The organism is Comamonas serinivorans (assembly GCF_002158865.1).
GTDB lineage: Bacteria > Pseudomonadota > Gammaproteobacteria > Burkholderiales > Burkholderiaceae_C > Comamonas_E > Comamonas_E serinivorans.
This window is the reverse complement of sequence record NZ_CP021455.1, coordinates 1,942,793-1,959,461: the sequence shown is the minus strand read 5'-3', so window position 1 is coordinate 1,959,461 and position 16,669 is coordinate 1,942,793. Positions and strand designations below refer to the sequence as shown.

Here is a 16,669-nt window from a genome sequence, read left to right as displayed (position 1 = left end):
CCCGGCGCACCCACCTGCCTCTCATCGCAAACTTTCACACTGGTTACACAGTGAGACATTTTTGCGGAATAATTCTGGCTCCCACGCCTCCCCAAGCCGTCGCACGGTGCACAGCAGGAGCGTGGGCTGAGCATGTCCAGCATTGTTTGCCCCCATTGCGCAGCAGAGAACCGCGGCAACGCCAAGTTCTGCAGCTCCTGCGCCAAGCTGATGGTCGACCTGAACACGGGCGAGCTGCTGCCCGCCCGCAAGCGTCGCCGCCGCCGTCGCATCGACGTCCACACACCCCGAACCGGCCTGCTGCGGCCCGCATCCGCAGCCCTGGTCGTCGGCGTGTTGGCGCTGGGTTGCGCCTGGTGGTATTTCACCGAAGACGCGGCACGCCAGACCTCGGCCCAGCAGGCGACCGGCAGCTTCCAGCCCCACACGCCCACGGCGAGTGCGGCGCTGCCCGATGCGGTGAGCGTGCGGGAGGCAGCCGCCACGCCGCCCGCGCCCGCATTGGCCGAGTTTCCGAGCTACGTGCCCGTGGCGACGGCGCCACCGTCCCTCGCGTCGGCACCGGTCGCCGCAGCCGCTGCCAGCCATCCTTCCCCGGTCAAGCCTGCGCCCGCCCCCAAACCCAAGGCCAAACCCAAAGAGGTCAAACCGCAGCGCCCAGAGCCCCCACCGGCACCGCGCGTGGCTGAAGCGCCCCCCCCTGTTGCCGCTGCGGACCCCACGCCCGCTCCGCCACCCAGACCATCGCCCGAGCAAGCCTGCCAGGGACAAGCGTTTCTGGCGCGGGCCGCCTGCATGCAAAGCCAATGTTCCGCGAACAGCAGCCACCCGCAGTGCAGGCGCATGCGCGAGCAGCAGGATGCCCTGCGCCGCGGCAGCGGCGGTGGTTGATCGCGCAGTGATGGCGGCTGATCACCCAAAGCAGTATCCAGCCATTGCCGATCATGTGAAATCGGCGACAAGTCGCTACTCCTAGCAACCTGACCCGACCGACGGCCAACCGCCGCAATTCCTCGATCAAGCAACCTACGCCATGGGCTTGGCGCCGGACGCGGCGGGCCGGCCCCATCGAGGCCGGCGCTGCCTCAGCCCAGGGCCAGCTGCATCAAGGCCAGGCTGATGCGCGCCTTGCGCGGCGTCAGGTCCAGGGCCGACCACCCGGCCTGTTCGGTCAAGGGCATGCCCGCCATCTCGCAGGCACTGCACAGCACCCAGGGCACGGACTCAGGCAAGCTCGCCAGCACCGGCAGCCAATCGCGATGCACCGTGCCAGACCCGGTGCCGGCAACCACCAGGCCTTGCACACCCGCGTCGACCAACGCCCGCAGGCTGCGCGCATCGGCCAGGGCAGCGCTGTGCACCACCGCCACCCAGGGCCAGTCCCGCCTCAGCAGCGCTTGGTGGACCTGCGTGCGCAGCTGCTCAGGCCACGGCGGCGACAGCAGCGTGCGCCACAGCGACTCACCGACAGCAGAAGCCTCGTTCAAGCCAGAATCCACCGCGGGCCGGATCGGCTCACGAAACCAATGCACCTGGCCGTTGTTCACGGCGCCCAAGGCGCCGGCCTGGCCTGAGCCAAAGGCGTCCACGGCCCAGCCATGCTGCTTGCGCACCCCGCGGGCCCCGTGCACCTGCCCGGCGCACACCACCAACACCCCGCGGTGCCCCGCCCCGCCGTCGCGCGCCACGGCCAGCGCGTCACGCCAGTTGCCCGGCCCGTCGGGCGCGGGGTGATCGGCGGGCCGCATCGCACAGGTCAACACCACGGGCTTGCCCGAAGATGCGAACAGGCTGTGTAGCAACCAGGCCGTGTCCTCCAGGGTGTCGCTGCCATGCGTGATGACCACGCCGGCCACCTCATCACGCCCCAGGGCCTGCGCCACCTGCACCGTCAGCTGCCGCCACACCGCCAGGTCCATGTCCTTGCTGTCGATGTGCGCCACATCGACGCGCTCCAGGTCGGCGCCTTCGGGCAACAGCTGGGCCAAGGGCAAGGCGCCAGCCCGATACGTGCCCGGTGGACCGGCGGTCTGCAGGCCGGCAATCGTGCCACCCGTGCCCAACACCACGATTTTTGTTGCTGGCTCTTGCATCGTTCAGAAAACTGGATAAAAATACATGCACTGTATGAACAACCAGTAGCATTCCTCTGAATGCCAACCCGACCGGAGTCTACGCATGCCCAGCACGCCCAAGCTCACCACCCGTCAGCAACAGGTCCTCGAACTCGTGCGCAACAACATCGCACGCACCGGTGCGCCACCCACACGCGCCGAAATTGCGGCTGCGCTGGGGTTCAAATCGGCCAACGCCGCGGAAGAGCACCTGCAGGCCCTGGCCCGCAAAGGCGTGATCGAGCTGGTCAGTGGCACCTCGCGCGGCATCCGGCTCAAGAACTGGACCGGCAGCAGCGGCAAAGATGTGCGCCAAGCCACCCTGCCCGGCCTGAACCAGCTGTCGCTGCCGCTGGTGGGCCGCGTGGCGGCGGGCTCGCCCATCCTGGCGCAAGAGCACGTCGATCAGACCTACGTGGTCGAATCCAGCCTGTTCGCCCAAAAGCCCGACTACCTGCTGCGCGTGCGCGGCATGTCCATGCGCGATGCCGGCATCCTCGATGGTGACCTGCTCGCCGTCAGCGCCACGCGCGAAGCCCGCAACGGGCAAATCATCGTCGCCCGACTGGGCGAAGAGGTCACCGTCAAGCGGTTTCACCGCAACCACGACGTCATCGAGTTGCATGCCGAGAACCCCGACTACGCCACCATCGTGGTGCACGCGGGCGAGCCCTTCGAGATCGAAGGGCGCGCGGTCGGCCTCATTCGCAACGCCATCAGTTTGTAGTTTTCCGCTCGCCACAAGGTGGCAGGCGTGGCAAGACGCTGGGGCTCCGGGCCACGGCGGGGCACTCCTGTGCCCATGCAACCCTGTGTGGCGAGATCCCTGGTCAATCCTGCCGTCAGTTTCACGAGGTTCCCGATGAAGGCTGATGACACTGTTTGGACAACACACCCCGCTCGTTCGCAGCACGCCCTGGCCCACGCTGGCATCTGGCTGGAACAGGCCGTCTCGGGCCTGAGCCAACTCTCGGCCCGCCTGCATGGCCCCAGCCGGCAACTGGCGCAAGGCATGCGCCTGTGCTCTCAGGCCATGCCGCGCATGGCCCACCGCATGCAACAAGGGGTGCGCACGCTCACGCAACGCAACGACGCACTCACGCTGCAGGCGTGGCAAAACCCTGCGCACAGCGTGCCGGCTGCGGCCGCCATGCCACCCGGGTTGGATGCGGAGCCACCCCGCCCCTCAGCAGGTGACACCCCCAAAGCCCTGCTCCGCTCCATCCGTTGGGTGGACGGAGACGGCAGCCAGGGCCTGGTGCGCCTGCGCCTGTCGGGTCGCTTGAGCGACGTGTGCGACGAACTCGAGCGCCTCGCCGCCATGGAGTCCTGACTCGCTCAGGAGCCGCCCCTGCATCGGGGCGGTCACTGGCCGTCGGCCGTGACGCTGGTCGAGCTAGTCAGCTTGCCAAGTTGACCCAGGCACCGTTCATGAGGGTCGAGGCGACCAGGTTCACCGCGGTGTCCAGGCCAGGCGCGACATGGGCATCGTCCGCAAGCTGGCGGCATCGCCCGTCGATGGTGCTGGCCGAAACGCCCAGGCGCACCTCGGTGCGCCTACCCCAGCAGCTCCACCATTTTCTTGGCCCAGGTATTCACCTCTGCCGTATTGACACCCTCAATTTCAAAACGGTACTCGGGGGGGGCAGGTTCGCTGTCCACCGTCAGGTCCCGCGTGGGCTGCTGGTAGATGCTGCCCCCTGCCACCTGCTGGCCCACGGCTTCGCGCAGGCGGCTCATGAGGTTGCCTGCGTGTCACCCAGCACGCCCTGCGGGCGCAGGTTCACCACCACACTGCCCTGGTTGAGCAGTGCCATTGGCCTCATCCACACCCACGACGGACGACGCGCTTTGTGTGGCGGCATCGTCTATTACCACCCGCACCACGCGTGATGTTCAGCAGTGCGACTGCAAAAGGTTGTAGGTCGAGGGTTGGGCTCGGTACTTCGGTCCATGCGTCGGGGTCACGACTGCGTGCCATCGGTTGCCAACCCGCAGTTGCTTGCAGAATGAAGGGTATCCAGCCATGCTCGATGTCTATTCATCAACCACAAACCGATACTCCACGCCTTGAGATGCAGCATCCCTGGTCAACAGGCTGCACCATGGTGTGCAACTTGGCCGGAGAAACGGACGCGCAAGCCGATTTCCAGCCGGCGGCCAGGCACGACTGCCGGATGAGGGGCCGCCGCGAGGGTGTGCGCGCAGGCCTGAGGGGTTGGCCGTGAGGTATGCCCCTGTGCCTGGCCTCAAGTCTGGCGGCTGGGCGCTTCGCCGCGCACGGTCGCGCCGTTCACAGCACGATGCGGCGGTAGTCGGCCAGCAGCTGGCCCAGGTAAGCGTTGAAGCGTGCGGCGGCGGCACCGTCGATGACGCGGTGGTCGTACGACAGCGACAGGGGCAGCATCAGGCGCGGCACGAAGGCCTTGCCGTCCCACACGGGCTGCATGCTGCTCTTGGACAGGCCCAGGATGGCGACCTCAGGTGCATTGACGATGGGCGTGAAGTGCGTGCCCCCGATGCCCCCCAGCGACGAGATCGAGAAGCAACCGCCCTGCATGTCGGCGGCGCCCAGCTTGCCATCGCGTGCTTTCTTGGCCAGCTCGCCCATCTCGGCGCTGATCTGGATGATGCCCTTCTTGTCGGCGTCCTTGAGCACCGGCACCACCAGGCCATTGGGCGTGTCAGCGGCAAAGCCGATGTTGAAGTATTGCTTGTAGACCAAGGCGTCGCCATCGAGCGAGGCATTGAACTCCGGGTGTTTCTTGAGCGCAGCCACCACGGCCTTGATGACGAAGGCCAGCATGGTCACCTTGACGCCGCTCTTCTCGTTCTCCTTGTTGGTCGAGACGCGGAAGGCTTCGAGCTCGGTGATGTCGGCCAGGTCGTTGTTGGTGACGTGCGGAATCATCACCCAGTTGCGGTGCAGGTTGGCCCCGCTGATCTTCTTGATGCGCGACAGGTCTTTGCGCTCGACCGGGCCGAACTTCGCAAAATCGACCTTGGGCCAGGGCAACAGGCCCAATGCAGCGCCGTCGCCGCCACCGGCAGGCGCCTTGGCAACCTGGGCCTTGGTCTGGGTGGCACCGGCCATCACGGACTTGGTGAAGGCCTGCACATCGGCCTCGAGGATGCGGCCTTTGTTGCCCGACCCCTTGACCTCGTCGAGCGGCACGCCCAGCAGGCGGGCGTACTTGCGCACCGAGGGCGAGGCATACGGCAGGCCCACCGGCGAACGCGTGGGGTCGTGGGCCGCAGGTGCTGCACTCGGCGCCGGCGCATGGGCTGTTGCAGCAGCGGGCGCAGGCGCCGACGTGGGCGACTGGGCCGGAGGCGGCGCGGAGGCCGCGGGTGCAGCGGCCACAGGTGCTCCCGAGGCCGCAGGCGCGGCCCCTTTGAGCACCGCGATCAGATCACCCTGGTTGATGACGTCGCCCACCTTCACGCTCAGCGACTCGATCACGCCGGCCCCCGACGAAGGGATTTCCATCGACGCCTTGTCCGATTCCACGGTGATCAGCGATTGCTCGGCCTGCACGCTGTCGCCGGGCTTGACCAGCACCTCGATCACCGCGACATCCTTGAAGTCGCCGATGTCGGGCACACGCACCTCCACCGGGCCAGCCTGACCCGCCGGCGCCGGGGCAGGCTCGGCGGCGGCCGGCGCAGCCTGAGCGGGTGCGGAGGCTGAGGCCGGTGCAGGCGCGGGTGTGGGCGCCGGGGCCGCATCACCCTGGACCTCCAGCGTGAGGATCACCGAGCCTTCGGCCACCTTGTCGCCGACCTGGACCTGCAGCGCCTGGACCACGCCTGCCGCAGACGACGGGATCTCCATCGAGGCCTTGTCGGACTCCACGGTGATCAGGCTTTGCTCGGCGGCGACGGTGTCGCCGGGTTTGACCAGCACCTCGATCACGGCCACTTCAGAGAAATCGCCGATGTCGGGAACCTTGACGTCAATCGTTGCCATGTTTGTCTCTTTCTGAACAGCGAAGCAGGCGGGGAAACGACATGCCACGTGGTGCCAGTATCCCCTCATTGCCGTTCATGGATGAACGGCAGTGGCGCCTTACTCCTCAATGGAATTGCATGACCCTCAGGCGTGCAGCGGGTTGACCTTGTCGACGGCGATGCCGTACTTGGCGATGGCCTCGGCCACCTTGGCGGCGGGCAGCTTGCCCTCCTTGGCCAGGGCGTTGAGGGCGGCCAGCGCGATGTAATGGCGGTTGACCTCGAAATGCTCCCGCAGGCGATAGCGGAAATCCGAACGGCCAAAGCCGTCGGTACCCAGCACGGTGTAGCTGCGGCCTTCGGGGATGAAGGCGCGGATCTGGTCCGTGTAGCTCTTGATGTAGTCGGTGGACGCGATGACCGGACCGGCGTTGTCGGCCAGCTGCTGGGCCACGAAGGGCACCTTGGGCGTCTCGGTCGGGTGCAGCAGGTTCCAGCGTTCGCAATCCTGGCCGTCGCGCGCCAGCTCGTTGAAGCTGGGGCAGCTCCAAACGTCGGCCGCCACGCCCCAGTCGGTGGCCAGCAAGGCCTGGGCGGCAATCGCCTCGCGCAAGATGGTGCCCGAGCCCAGCAGCTGCACGCGCAGCTCGCTGGCCTGGTCACCCGCGGCCTTGCACAGGTACATGCCCTTGATGATCTGCTCTTCGGTGCCGGGCGTCAGGCCTGGCATGGCGTAGTTTTCGTTGAGCAGCGTGAGGTAGAAGAACACGTTCTCCTGGCGCTCGACCATGCGCTTGAGGCCATGGTGCAGGATCACGCCGACTTCGTGCGCGAAGGTCGGGTCGTAGCTCACGCAGTTGGGGATGGTGCCGGCCAGGATGTGGCTGTGGCCGTCTTCGTGCTGCAGGCCTTCGCCGTTCAGCGTAGTGCGGCCCGACGTGCCGCCCAGCAGGAAGCCGCGCGCCTGCATGTCGCCCGCCGCCCAGGCCAAGTCGCCCACGCGCTGGAAGCCGAACATCGAGTAGTACACGTAGAACGGGATCATGATCCGGTTGCTGGTGCTGTAGCTCGTGGCGGCGGCAATCCAGCTGGCCATGCCGCCCGCCTCGTTGATGCCTTCCTGCAGGATCTGGCCCTTGACGTCTTCTTTGTAGTACATGACCTGGTCTTTATCGACCGGGGTGTACTGCTGGCCATGCGGGTTGTAGATGCCGATCTGCCGGAACAGGCCTTCCATGCCGAAGGTGCGCGCCTCGTCCACCAGGATGGGCACCACGCGCGGACCGATGGCCTGGTCGCGCAGCAGCTGGGTCAAAAAGCGCACATAGGCCTGCGTGGTGCTGATCTCGCGGCCTTCAGCCGTGGGCTCGAGCACCGCCTTGAAGGTCTCCAGGCCGGGGACGGTGAACTGCTCGTCGGCCCGGGTGCGGCGATGCGGCAAGTAGCCACCCAGCGCCTTGCGGCGCTCGTGCAGGTACTTCATCTCGGGGTGGTCGTCGGCTGGCTTGTAGAACGGGATGTTGCCGTCCTTGAGCTCGCTGTCGGTGATGGGCAGGTTGAAGCGGTCGCGGAAGGCCTTGACGTCCTCATCCGACAGCTTCTTGGTCTGGTGCACGTTGTTGCGGCCTTCACCGATCTTGCCCATGCCAAAGCCCTTGACGGTCTTGACCAGCAGCACCGTGGGTTGCCCCTGGTGCTTGTTGGCGGCGTCGAACGCGGCATAGACCTTCTGCGAGTCGTGGCCGCCGCGGCGCAGGTCCCAGATCTCGTCGTCGGTCAGGTGCTCGACGAGCTTGAGCGTGCGTGGATCGCGGCCGAAGAAGTGCTTGCGCACGTAAGCGCCATCGTTGGCCTTGAAGGCCTGGTAGTCGCCGTCGTTGCACTCCATCATGATCTTGCGCAGCGCACCGTCCTTGTCGCGCGCCAGCAGATCGTCCCAGCCGTGGCCCCAGATCAGCTTGATGACGTTCCAGCCCGAGCCGCGGAACTCGCCTTCGAGCTCCTGGATGATCTTGCCGTTGCCGCGCACCGGGCCATCCAAGCGCTGCAGGTTGCAGTTGATGACGAAAATCAGGTTGTCCAGGTTCTCGCGGGCGGCCAGGCCAATCGCGCCCAGCGACTCGACCTCGTCCATTTCACCGTCGCCGCAGAACACCCAGACCTTGCGCTTGGCCGTGTCGGCAATGCCGCGGGCATGCAGGTACTTGAGGAAGCGCGCCTGGTAGATCGCCATCAGCGGGCCCAGGCCCATGGACACCGTGGGGAACTGCCAGAACTCGGGCATGAGCTTGGGGTGCGGGTAGCTGGAGAGGCCCTTGCCCTGCACCTCCTGGCGGAAGTTCAGCAGCTGCTCTTCGCTGATGCGGCCTTCAAGGTAGGCGCGGGCATAGATGCCGGGCGAGACGTGACCCTGGATGTAGAGGCAATCGCCGCCGTGTTCCTTGCCGGGCTCGGCGCTCTCGGCGTGCCAGAAGTGGTTGAAGCCGGCGCCGAACATGCTGGCCAGCGAGGCGAAGGAACCGATGTGGCCGCCCAGGTCACCGCCGTCTTCGGGGTGCAGGCGATTGGCCTTGACCACCATGGCCATGGCGTTCCAGCGCATGTAGGCGCGCAGCCGGCCTTCGATGGTCAGGTTGCCCGGCGACTTGGCCTCTTGGGCGGGTTCGATGGTGTTGACGTAACCCGTGGTGGCCGAGAACGGCATGTCGATGCTGTTCTCGCGCGCGTGTTCCAGCAGCTGTTCGAGCAACTGGTGCGCGCGCTCAGCACCTTCATTCTGGATGACGGCGCTCAGCGCATCCATCCACTCGCGGGTTTCCTGCGACAAGCCGTTGTCGGCCGCTTGCTTCTTGTCGTCCATGCGCTGTCTCCTTGAGCGAAATCTGCCAGCAACTTTACCGCGGCGCGCGGGCGCTTACCCCAAATTTTTCAAATTACAACCCATGTTTTTACATGACGAAATAATCACCTCAGCACAAACCCGTTAACGCCGCTGTTTCGCACCCTATCGACGTACAAACCCCGGTCGCGTGTCGGTCAAACGCGAGCCGCCCTGGGCCTTGTAGCGCGCACGACCGGGACGCCGTCCGCCGCGCGTTGGCCGTGCCCGCATCACCCGCCTTGGCCGCAACAGCCAGGGCCGCGATGCCCGTCATGGGCCTTCATCGGCGCCCAACATCGACGAGGCGGTCTCGTAATCTGCAGCTTGATCGCAGTATGACCCTAAACCTCATCAATCATCATCGAAAACAAAACCATACTGCCACTAAAAAATTCACGACCTCTAGCCCATCACCGACGTGCATCCCGACCGATGAGCCAGCGGCCGGCTCACGGCCGCGCCCGTTGGCCAACCGGGTGACTGTGGCCGCACGCCGTGCGCGCCAGCCTATCGCGCGACGGATCCTCCCCGTGCCGGTCGCCCGACCAAGCCCGCATGCGCCGCGCTTGACTTGCATCAAGCCTCAGCACGAATCGACGCAATACGCTAGGGTCAAGCTTCGACCCCTCACACGAAAGGAGAAACCATGTACAAGCGAATCCTGGTGGCCACCGATGGCTCGGACCTGTCCCAAAAAGCCGTGACCCATGCCATCGGACTGGCTGGCCTGTGCAAGGCCGAAATCGTCGTGGTCAAGGTCGTGCCGCGCTACCCGCAGACCTACTTCGAGGGCTCGATGAGCCTCACCGAATCGGATGCGGAGCGCATCGAAGCCCAATGGGCGAAGGACAGCCAGGCCATCGTCGACGCCGCGCTGCAACAGGCCACGGGCGCAGGCGTCACAGCCGTTGGCAAGGTGATCAAGTCGGACGTGGTGTCCGACGCCCTCATCGGCACGGCCAAGGACGAGCATGCCGACCTCATCGTCATGTCCTCGCATGGCCGCAAGGGCATCTCGCGGCTGCTGCTGGGCAGCGAAACGCAGCAGGTGCTCACGCACTCGGCCATCCCGGTGCTGGTCCTGCGCTGACGCGCCGACCGCTGCGCACGCGCAGCGGCCTCCTCGGGGACGGCGACCCGCTCACCCCCCTGACAAGCCGCTCTTCGGAGCGGCTTTCTCACGTCTGCACCTCAACCCAAACACAAATATTCCAAAATTTTCTTATGGAATTAATGAGTTACCATGTGGATACAGGCCCGCCTTGGGGGCTGACTTTCAGGGGATGTCCATGCCGAACAGAGACACGAGGAGACCTGCGCCACGACGCGCTGCCCGCTGGCCGCAGGCGCTGGTGGTGGGCTGCGCCCTGACGGCGCACGGGCTGGCCCAGGCCGACTGGGCCATCCCGGCCGGAGGGGTGGTCGATGCGCCTGCCGGCGCCATCAGCCTGGCCTGTACCGACCTGAAGGTGGCGGGCGTTTTGACCATCGGGGCCGGCGCCTCGATCACCGAGGTGCGCAACGTCCACATCCAGCCCGGCGGCAGCCTGCAGGTGGCCAGCGGCGGCAGCCTGCAGCTGGCGCAGCAGTGGCGCAACGAAGGCAGCGCCAGCGCCACCGGCGCCCAGGTGGTGCGGATGGCCAGTGCCGGTTGCCCCACGGTCGGCACGCCAGGCCCCATCAACGTGTCGTCTCCCAACGGCACGTTTGCGGCCACCCCCATCCCGACCTTGAGTGGCGCTGCGCTGTCCGGCCTCGCCGTGCTGCTGGGCGGACTGGCCTGGCGCACGCGCCGGCGCACCTCACGCACCAACCCGCCCGTTTCCACTTCTGCGCATTCGCCCCGTTGATGCGGGCACCTGGAGTCGCCATGAACACCCGATTCACCCTGCTGGCCTGCTCACCGGTTCCGCCCTGGCGGCCGACATCACCCTGATGCCGCCTGCGGGCGGCAACGTGGTCATCCACGCCGCACCGAGCACGCCAGCGCTGGTTGTGCAGCCGGATCAGCAGGTGCGCCTGCCTGGACTGCCAGCTGCCGCCACCCACACCTACCGTGTCTGTCATGCCGCCAGCGGCAACCTCGGTCGCTGCACCGCTGCACCGCAGGGTCCACCGTGCTCACCTCGGACTGGTTCCAGGCGACGAATGTCGTCGCTGAAGTGTTTGATCAAAGCAACGTCAGTAAAGCCATGGTCAGCATCCCGGCATTCACGGCGACTGCATTGGACGAGTACGAGATCCACGTGTACATGTCGTTTGGCCCTGTGGTCCAGCTGCCTTACACCAGCTATGCCGCCGGAAAGGTCAGCACCATTTCGTATCGCCTCGAACCGGGCGAGCTCCACATCATGCGTTCACCCACGACAACTCAGCCAGCATCCAGCTCTCCACCACACTGATGTACCGCTACGTGATGACGCCACGCGGGGCACTGGCACCTGAACCCACGCCGTGACGGGGCACCCGGGTCGCCGCCGCGAAACGCCGACGCAAAAAAGCCGCTCCAAGAGCGGCTTTGTCTTTCGCATCCTTTTCAGACGAAAAGCTGGCGCCACTTCGGCACCAGCTTGCGCCATGCTCACCCCAGCGCGGCAATCACCTCGGCCGGCGCCTGCACCAGCTCGATCAGCACGCCCTCGCCCGCAATCGGGAACTCGTCGTTCGCCTTGGGATGCAGAAAGCAGATGTCGAAACCCGCCGCGCCCTTGCGGATGCCGCCGGGCGCAAAGCGCACGCCCTTGGCGGTGAGCCATTCCACGCACTTGGGCAGGTCATCGATCCACAGGCCGATGTGGTTCAGCGGCGTGGTGTGCACGGCCGGCTTCTTGTTGATGTCCAGCGGCTGCATGATGTCCACCTCGACCTTGTGGGCGCCGCTGCCCATGGCCAGGATGTCCTCGTCCACGTTCTCGCTCTCGCTCTTGAAGGTGCCGGTCTGCTCCAGGCCGAACATGTCCACCCACAGCGTTTTCATGCGCTGCTTGTCGGTGCCGCCAATGGCGATCTGCTGAATGCCCAAGACTTTGAACGGGCGTTTTTCCAGGCTAACCATGATTTCTCCTCAATGAATCGGGATGGCCCATCAGGCCAATGTGCAAGCAGTATGCAGCCATGCTCGTTTCAAAACAAACGGCAACCCGGCCATACTCCTTGCAACGACGAATGCGCGGCACCTTGCCTCAGGCATGGTGGTGGTCGGGCTGCACCTGCGTGGCACGGCCCTGCAGGCCCAGCTTGGCCAGCAGCTGGCGGTCGGCCTCCACATCGGGGTTGCCGGTCACCAGCAGCTTGTCGCCATAGAAGATGGAGTTGGCGCCGGCCAGGAAGCACAGCGCCTGCACCGCATCGCCCAGCTGCTGGCGGCCCGCCGACAGGCGCACGCGCGAGGTGGGCATGGTGATGCGCGCCACCGCAATCACGCGCACGAAGTCCAGCGGATCGATGGGCGGTGCATCGGCCAGCGGCGTGCCGGGCACGCGCACCAGGCTGTTGATGGGCACGGACTCGGGATAGGGGTCGAGGTTGGCCAGCTCGGCGATGAGGCCGGCGCGGTGCGCCACGGTTTCCCCCATGCCCACGATGCCGCCGCAGCACACGCTGATGCCGGCCGCGCGCACGTGGGCCAGCGTGTCCAGCCGATCCTGGTAGGTGCGCGTGTCCACGATCTCGCCGTAGTAGTCGGGCGCCGTGTCCAGGTTGTGGTTGTAGTAATCCAGGCCCGCCTCGCGCAGCGCCTGCGCCTGGTGGCCTTCCAGCATGCCCAGCGTGGCGCACGACTGCAGGCCCAGGCCTTTGACGGCGCGGATCAGCTCGCTGACCTTCTCGATGTCGCGGTCCTTGGGCGCGCGCCAGGCAGCCCCCATGCAAAAGCGCGTGGCGCCTGCGTCCTTGGCGGCCTGCGCAGCGCGCGTCACCTCATCGACACTCATCAGCTTTTGTGCTTTCACGTCCGTGTCGAACTCGGCCGACTGCGGGCAATAGCCGCAGTTTTCGGGGCAGCCGCCGGTCTTCACCGACAGCAGCGTGGTCAGCTCCACATCGCCGGCCGGCCAATGCGCGCGGTGCACGCTCTGGGCGCGGTAGAGCAGCTCGTTGAAGGGCAGATCGAGCAGGGCCTGGATGGACTCCACCGACCACCGGGGTTGTCCCTCGGTCTGCGCTGCCGGCGCACCGGCTGTCTGAGCGGATGCCGCTGCCGAGCGGCGATGCAGCGTGATGGGGGCGCTCACGGTCTCCATGTTCACTTTCAAAATCTCTCCATCGGCCGTGCAAGGCGGCCGTTGAATCACAAGCTACCGGGTGGTGCAGGGTTGGGTTCACCCTTCACCGCGCATGCCGCCTTGCATGGACAAGTGGAGTTCAGGCCCACAAGCCATGAAAACAAGGCGTAAAAAGCACTATACCCAGCACGCCGAAAATCGCCAAACACCTTCTGCGGAGCTGTTCAGCGCTGTTCATGCGCAAAAGGGCCCGTTCGACACAGATGCACTCACTTGGCTCCAGCACCTGCAGCAGATGCCTTCAACGCGCACCAACTTCAGCGAATCTTTGTTGAAAAAAACAGCGCATGAAGCGCTGCTTTGCCGACCGTTAGCCGAAAGTCCTCACTCGAATTCGATGATGGCCTGGTCCACGGCCAGGCTTTCGCCCTTGGCGGCCGTGACGGACTTGACCACGCCGTCGGCGGTGGCGAACAGCACGTTCTCCATCTTCATGGCCTCGATCACGGCCACGCGCTCGCCGGCCTCGACCTTCTGGCCGGGCTGCACGGTCACGTCCACCAGCAGACCGGGCATGGGCGACAGCACGAACTTGCTCATGTCCGGCGGTGCCTTGTAGGGCATGTGCACGAACAGGTCAGCCGTGCGCTCGAGCAGCGGCAGCACATCGAGCTGGCTGCCGTTGTAGATGACGCGGATCGCCAGCGGGTTCTTGGGCGTGCCGCGCTCGACCTGCGCCGTGAACGGCTGGCCGTTGATGGTGCCGTTGACGCGGATTTCGCCCAGCTGCCAGGTGGCGTCGATGACGTAGGTCTGGCCGTCCACCTCCAGCGTCATGGCGGTCTTGCTGTCGCCCGGAATGGCCCGCACGTCCTTGCGCTCGACCTTGCCGCCCTCGCCCAGGCACATGGCGGCATAGACCTGGCGCGGCTCATAGTTGCGGCCCTGCATCTGGCCCGTGATCAGCGTGGCACGCACGCGGGCACGGCGGTGCACGTAGGTGGCCAGCGCAGCCAGCAGGTTCTTGTCGACGGCGTTCGCGTGCTCGAGCGTGAAGCCCTGCGGGTAGTGCTCGGCGATGAAGCCGGTGTTGAACTTGCCCGAGACGAAGTCGGGGTGGGCCAGCAGCGCGGCCTGGAACGGGATGTTCGAGCTGATGCCGCGGATCACGAAGCCGTTCAGCGCCTCGCGCATCTTGGCGATGGCCTCGTTGCGGTCCTTGCCGTGCACGATGAGCTTGGCGATCATCGAGTCGTAGAACATCGGGATCTCGCCGCCTTCGGTCACGCCGGTGTCCACGCGCACACCCTGCAGGTGGCCGGTATCGCCCTGCCACATGGTCTGCTCGGGCGGCTGGAAACGCACCAGGCGGCCGGTCGAGGGCAGGAAGTTGCGGAACGGGTCTTCGGCGTTGATGCGGCACTCGATGGCCCAGCCATCGCGCTTCACGTCGGCCTGGGTGATGGCCAGCTTTTCGCCGGCCGCCACGCGGATCATCTGCTCCACCAGGTCCAGGCCGGTGATGCACTCGGTCACCGGGTGCTCCACCTGCAGGCGGGTGTTCATCTCCAGGAAGTAGAAGTCCTGGTCCTTGCCGACCACGAATTCCACGGTGCCGGCCGACTGGTACTGCACGGCCTTGGCCAGGGCCACGGCCTGCTCGCCCATGGCCTTGCGCGTGGCGTCGCTGATGAAGGGCGACGGCGCCTCTTCGATGACCTTCTGGTGGCGGCGCTGGATCGAGCACTCGCGCTCGTTCAAATAGATCACGTTGCCGTGGCTGTCGCCCAGGATCTGGATCTCGATGTGGCGCGGCTCCTGCACGAACTTCTCGATGAAGATGCGGTCATCGCCGAAGCTGTTGCGCGCTTCGTTCTGGCAGGCGGTGAAGCCTTCCAGCGCTTCCTTGTCGTTGTAGGCCACGCGCAGGCCCTTGCCGCCGCCGCCGGCGCTGGCCTTGATCATCACCGGGTAGCCGATGCCCTTGGCAATGCCCACGGCGGTTTGCGCATCGGGAATCGGGTCGTTGTAGCCGGGGATGGTGTTGACCTTGGCCTCGTTCGCCAGCTTCTTGGAGGCGATCTTGTCGCCCATGGCGGCGATCGAATGCGCCTTGGGGCCGATGAAGGCAATGCCCTCGTCTTCGCAGCGCTTGGCAAAGGCCTCGTTCTCACTCAGGAAGCCGTAGCCGGGGTGGATGGCCTGCGCGCCGGTTTCCTTGGCGGCAGCAATGATCTTGTCGGCCACCAAATAGGACTCGCGCGAGGGCGCCGGGCCCAGCAGCACGGCCTCGTCGGCCAGCTTGACGTGACGCGCCTCGGCGTCGGCCTCCGAATACACGGCAACCGTCTGGATGCCCATCTTCTTGGCGGTGGCAATCACGCGGCAGGCGATTTCGCCGCGGTTCGCAATCAGGATTTTGGTGAACATGCTTGGCTTTCGAACAAAGGTGGATCGGTTGAATCGGTGCGCATTCAGCGCGGAATCGGAACAAAACAAGTCGGTGGACCAGCGCTGGGCTGGCCATTGCCATCACGAGGGCCAGGGCCCGTGAGCGCGCCAACCCGCAGCCCACACGGCGCGCCGCCCACTTCACGGCGGGCGGCACAGGCACAGGCTGAGCTCGACTGGGTGCATGAGCGCATCACATCTCCCCCAGCAGGCGGCTCGAGGCCTGCGCAAAGTACTCGCGCAGCCAGGCGTTGTAGCGCAGGTACAGCGGCGTGGGCGCGCCCACGGTCTGCACCTGTTGCCAGCCCTGGCGCTGGGCAATCGCCTGCGCCCGCGCGGTGTGGAAGTCGCTGGTCACCACGACCACGGCGTCGGTCACCGCCACCCCGCGCGCGGCCAGCAGCGGCTGGCTGAGCTTGAGGTTCAGGTCGGTGCTGGTGCTGGCTTCCTCCTGCACGATGCGCGCGGCCGGCAGGCCCTGGGCCCGCAGGTAGTCGCCCATCACCTGGCCCTCGCTCACGGTCTCGCCAAAGTCCACCCCGCCGCTCACGGCGACCACGGCCTGCGGAAAGCGCTGCGCCAGCTCGTGCGCCAGGTCCAGGCGCGCCTGCAGGGCTGGCGAGGGCTGGCCCTGGGGTGTGCTGGAGCCCAGCACGATGATCGCGTGCGGTGCCAGCTGTGCCACGGCCTGCGCCCCATGCGGCAGCTGCGCCAGGCGGACGAAAAACACCGCCAGGCTGAGCAACCACAGCACCGCGGCGGCCAGTGCCAGCTGCCAGACGACGCGCCGCCAACGACTGGCCCGCATCCAGGTCTGCACGGCCGGGCGCCACACCACGAACACCAGCAGCGCCACGCCGATCCCCAGCGGCAGCGTCACGCCCAGGCTGGCCATGCCCTTGAACAGCAGCAGCGCCAGCCCATCCAACGCCAGCACCGAGCCCACCGCGGCCAGCAGCCAGGACGACGGCGGCCACGCACGCATCGGCGTGCGGGGCGGCAGCACCACAGCCCGGCGGGTGGACGTGATGGCGGCCCCGCTCATGTCC

The 16,669-nt window shown here is 66.3% G+C and carries 14 protein-coding genes; 6 read left to right on the top strand and 8 right to left on the bottom strand.

Annotated features, from left to right (window positions below; translation table 11 throughout):
• The first annotated feature begins 132 nt into the window (after positions 1-132).
• Entirely contained in the window at positions 133-891 is a 759-nt protein-coding gene (locus tag CCO03_RS08285; protein WP_087279707.1) for a zinc ribbon domain-containing protein, read from the top strand.
• Between the two features lie 194 nt (positions 892-1,085).
• Here the strand turns inward: CCO03_RS08285 and CCO03_RS08280 are convergent, their stop codons facing one another.
• Positions 1,086-2,093, bottom strand: a complete 1,008-nt coding sequence (locus tag CCO03_RS08280) for an asparaginase (protein WP_087279703.1) — start codon at positions 2,091-2,093, stop codon at positions 1,086-1,088.
• An 85-nt stretch (positions 2,094-2,178) separates the two neighbouring features.
• Here CCO03_RS08280 and lexA point away from each other — a divergent pair, with 85 nt between their 5' ends.
• Positions 2,179-2,841, top strand: coding sequence for a transcriptional repressor LexA (lexA, locus tag CCO03_RS08275; RefSeq protein WP_087279701.1), 663 nt, complete (start codon positions 2,179-2,181; stop codon positions 2,839-2,841).
• A 135-nt stretch (positions 2,842-2,976) separates the two neighbouring features.
• Positions 2,977-3,447, top strand: a complete 471-nt coding sequence (locus CCO03_RS08270) for a hypothetical protein (protein WP_087279698.1) — start codon at positions 2,977-2,979, stop codon at positions 3,445-3,447.
• Between the two features lie 224 nt (positions 3,448-3,671).
• On the opposite strand, the gene CCO03_RS08265 is transcribed toward CCO03_RS08270, so the two are convergent.
• The 3 genes from CCO03_RS08265 to aceE form a co-directional block, all read right to left on the bottom strand.
• Entirely contained in the window at positions 3,672-3,854 is a 183-nt protein-coding gene (locus CCO03_RS08265) for a hypothetical protein (protein WP_087279695.1), read from the bottom strand.
• 553 nt (positions 3,855-4,407) lie between these two features.
• Positions 4,408-6,084 (bottom strand): dihydrolipoyllysine-residue acetyltransferase, encoded by a 1,677-nt coding sequence (gene aceF / locus CCO03_RS08260; protein WP_087279692.1) that lies wholly within the window; start codon positions 6,082-6,084, stop codon positions 4,408-4,410.
• A 126-nt stretch (positions 6,085-6,210) separates the two neighbouring features.
• The gene (gene aceE / locus CCO03_RS08255; RefSeq protein WP_087279690.1) at positions 6,211-8,925 is read right to left on the bottom strand and encodes a pyruvate dehydrogenase (acetyl-transferring), homodimeric type; all 2,715 of its coding nucleotides are present in this window, start codon (positions 8,923-8,925) and stop codon (positions 6,211-6,213) included.
• A gap of 667 nt (positions 8,926-9,592) precedes the next feature.
• Between aceE and CCO03_RS08250 the strand changes: the two genes are divergently transcribed.
• From CCO03_RS08250 to CCO03_RS08240, 3 genes are all read left to right on the top strand, one after another.
• The gene (locus CCO03_RS08250) at positions 9,593-10,036 is read left to right on the top strand and encodes a universal stress protein (RefSeq protein WP_087279688.1); all 444 of its coding nucleotides are present in this window, start codon (positions 9,593-9,595) and stop codon (positions 10,034-10,036) included.
• 199 nt (positions 10,037-10,235) lie between these two features.
• Positions 10,236-10,796: a hypothetical protein gene (locus CCO03_RS08245; RefSeq protein WP_157667565.1), complete on the top strand. Its 561-nt coding sequence runs from the start codon at positions 10,236-10,238 to the stop codon at positions 10,794-10,796.
• Between the two features lie 267 nt (positions 10,797-11,063).
• Positions 11,064-11,348 carry a hypothetical protein gene (locus tag CCO03_RS08240; RefSeq protein ID WP_087279682.1) on the top strand — a complete coding sequence of 95 codons (285 nt, stop codon included), beginning with the start codon at positions 11,064-11,066 and terminating at the stop codon, positions 11,346-11,348.
• 179 nt (positions 11,349-11,527) lie between these two features.
• On the opposite strand, the gene CCO03_RS08235 is transcribed toward CCO03_RS08240, so the two are convergent.
• The 4 genes from CCO03_RS08235 to CCO03_RS08220 form a co-directional block, all read right to left on the bottom strand.
• A complete protein-coding gene (locus tag CCO03_RS08235; protein WP_087279679.1) occupies positions 11,528-12,001 on the bottom strand; it encodes a VOC family protein in 474 nt (157 codons plus the stop codon).
• Positions 12,002-12,128: 127 nt separating this feature from the next.
• Positions 12,129-13,187, bottom strand: a complete 1,059-nt coding sequence (gene bioB / locus CCO03_RS08230; RefSeq protein ID WP_087284431.1) for a biotin synthase BioB — start codon at positions 13,185-13,187, stop codon at positions 12,129-12,131.
• A gap of 366 nt (positions 13,188-13,553) precedes the next feature.
• Positions 13,554-15,599 (bottom strand): acetyl-CoA carboxylase biotin carboxylase subunit, encoded by a 2,046-nt coding sequence (locus CCO03_RS08225; RefSeq protein ID WP_087279676.1) that lies wholly within the window; start codon positions 15,597-15,599, stop codon positions 13,554-13,556.
• Positions 15,600-15,813: 214 nt separating this feature from the next.
• Positions 15,814-16,665, bottom strand: a complete 852-nt coding sequence (locus CCO03_RS08220) for a YdcF family protein (protein ID WP_236904087.1) — start codon at positions 16,663-16,665, stop codon at positions 15,814-15,816.
• Positions 16,666-16,669: the final 4 nt, after the last annotated feature.

Bases quoted from the DNA above. Each gene is read 5' to 3' on its own strand.
- CCO03_RS08270 (WP_087279698.1), top strand. From the start codon at position 2,977: ATGAAGGCTGATGACACTGTTTGGACAACACACCCCGCTCGTTCGCAG.
- CCO03_RS08285 (WP_087279707.1), top strand. From the start codon at position 133: ATGTCCAGCATTGTTTGCCCCCATTGCGCAGCAGAGAACCGCGGCAAC.
- CCO03_RS08235 (WP_087279679.1), bottom strand. From the start codon at position 12,001: ATGGTTAGCCTGGAAAAACGCCCGTTCAAAGTCTTGGGCATTCAGCAG.
- CCO03_RS08220 (WP_236904087.1), bottom strand. From the start codon at position 16,665: ATGAGCGGGGCCGCCATCACGTCCACCCGCCGGGCTGTGGTGCTGCCG.
- aceF (WP_087279692.1), bottom strand. From the start codon at position 6,084: ATGGCAACGATTGACGTCAAGGTTCCCGACATCGGCGATTTCTCTGAA.
- aceE (WP_087279690.1), bottom strand. From the start codon at position 8,925: ATGGACGACAAGAAGCAAGCGGCCGACAACGGCTTGTCGCAGGAAACC.
- lexA (WP_087279701.1), top strand. From the start codon at position 2,179: ATGCCCAGCACGCCCAAGCTCACCACCCGTCAGCAACAGGTCCTCGAA.
- CCO03_RS08265 (WP_087279695.1), bottom strand. From the start codon at position 3,854: ATGAGCCGCCTGCGCGAAGCCGTGGGCCAGCAGGTGGCAGGGGGCAGC.
- CCO03_RS08280 (WP_087279703.1), bottom strand. From the start codon at position 2,093: ATGCAAGAGCCAGCAACAAAAATCGTGGTGTTGGGCACGGGTGGCACG.
- CCO03_RS08245 (WP_157667565.1), top strand. From the start codon at position 10,236: ATGCCGAACAGAGACACGAGGAGACCTGCGCCACGACGCGCTGCCCGC.
- bioB (WP_087284431.1), bottom strand. From the start codon at position 13,187: ATGGAGACCGTGAGCGCCCCCATCACGCTGCATCGCCGCTCGGCAGCG.
- CCO03_RS08225 (WP_087279676.1), bottom strand. From the start codon at position 15,599: ATGTTCACCAAAATCCTGATTGCGAACCGCGGCGAAATCGCCTGCCGC.
- CCO03_RS08250 (WP_087279688.1), top strand. From the start codon at position 9,593: ATGTACAAGCGAATCCTGGTGGCCACCGATGGCTCGGACCTGTCCCAA.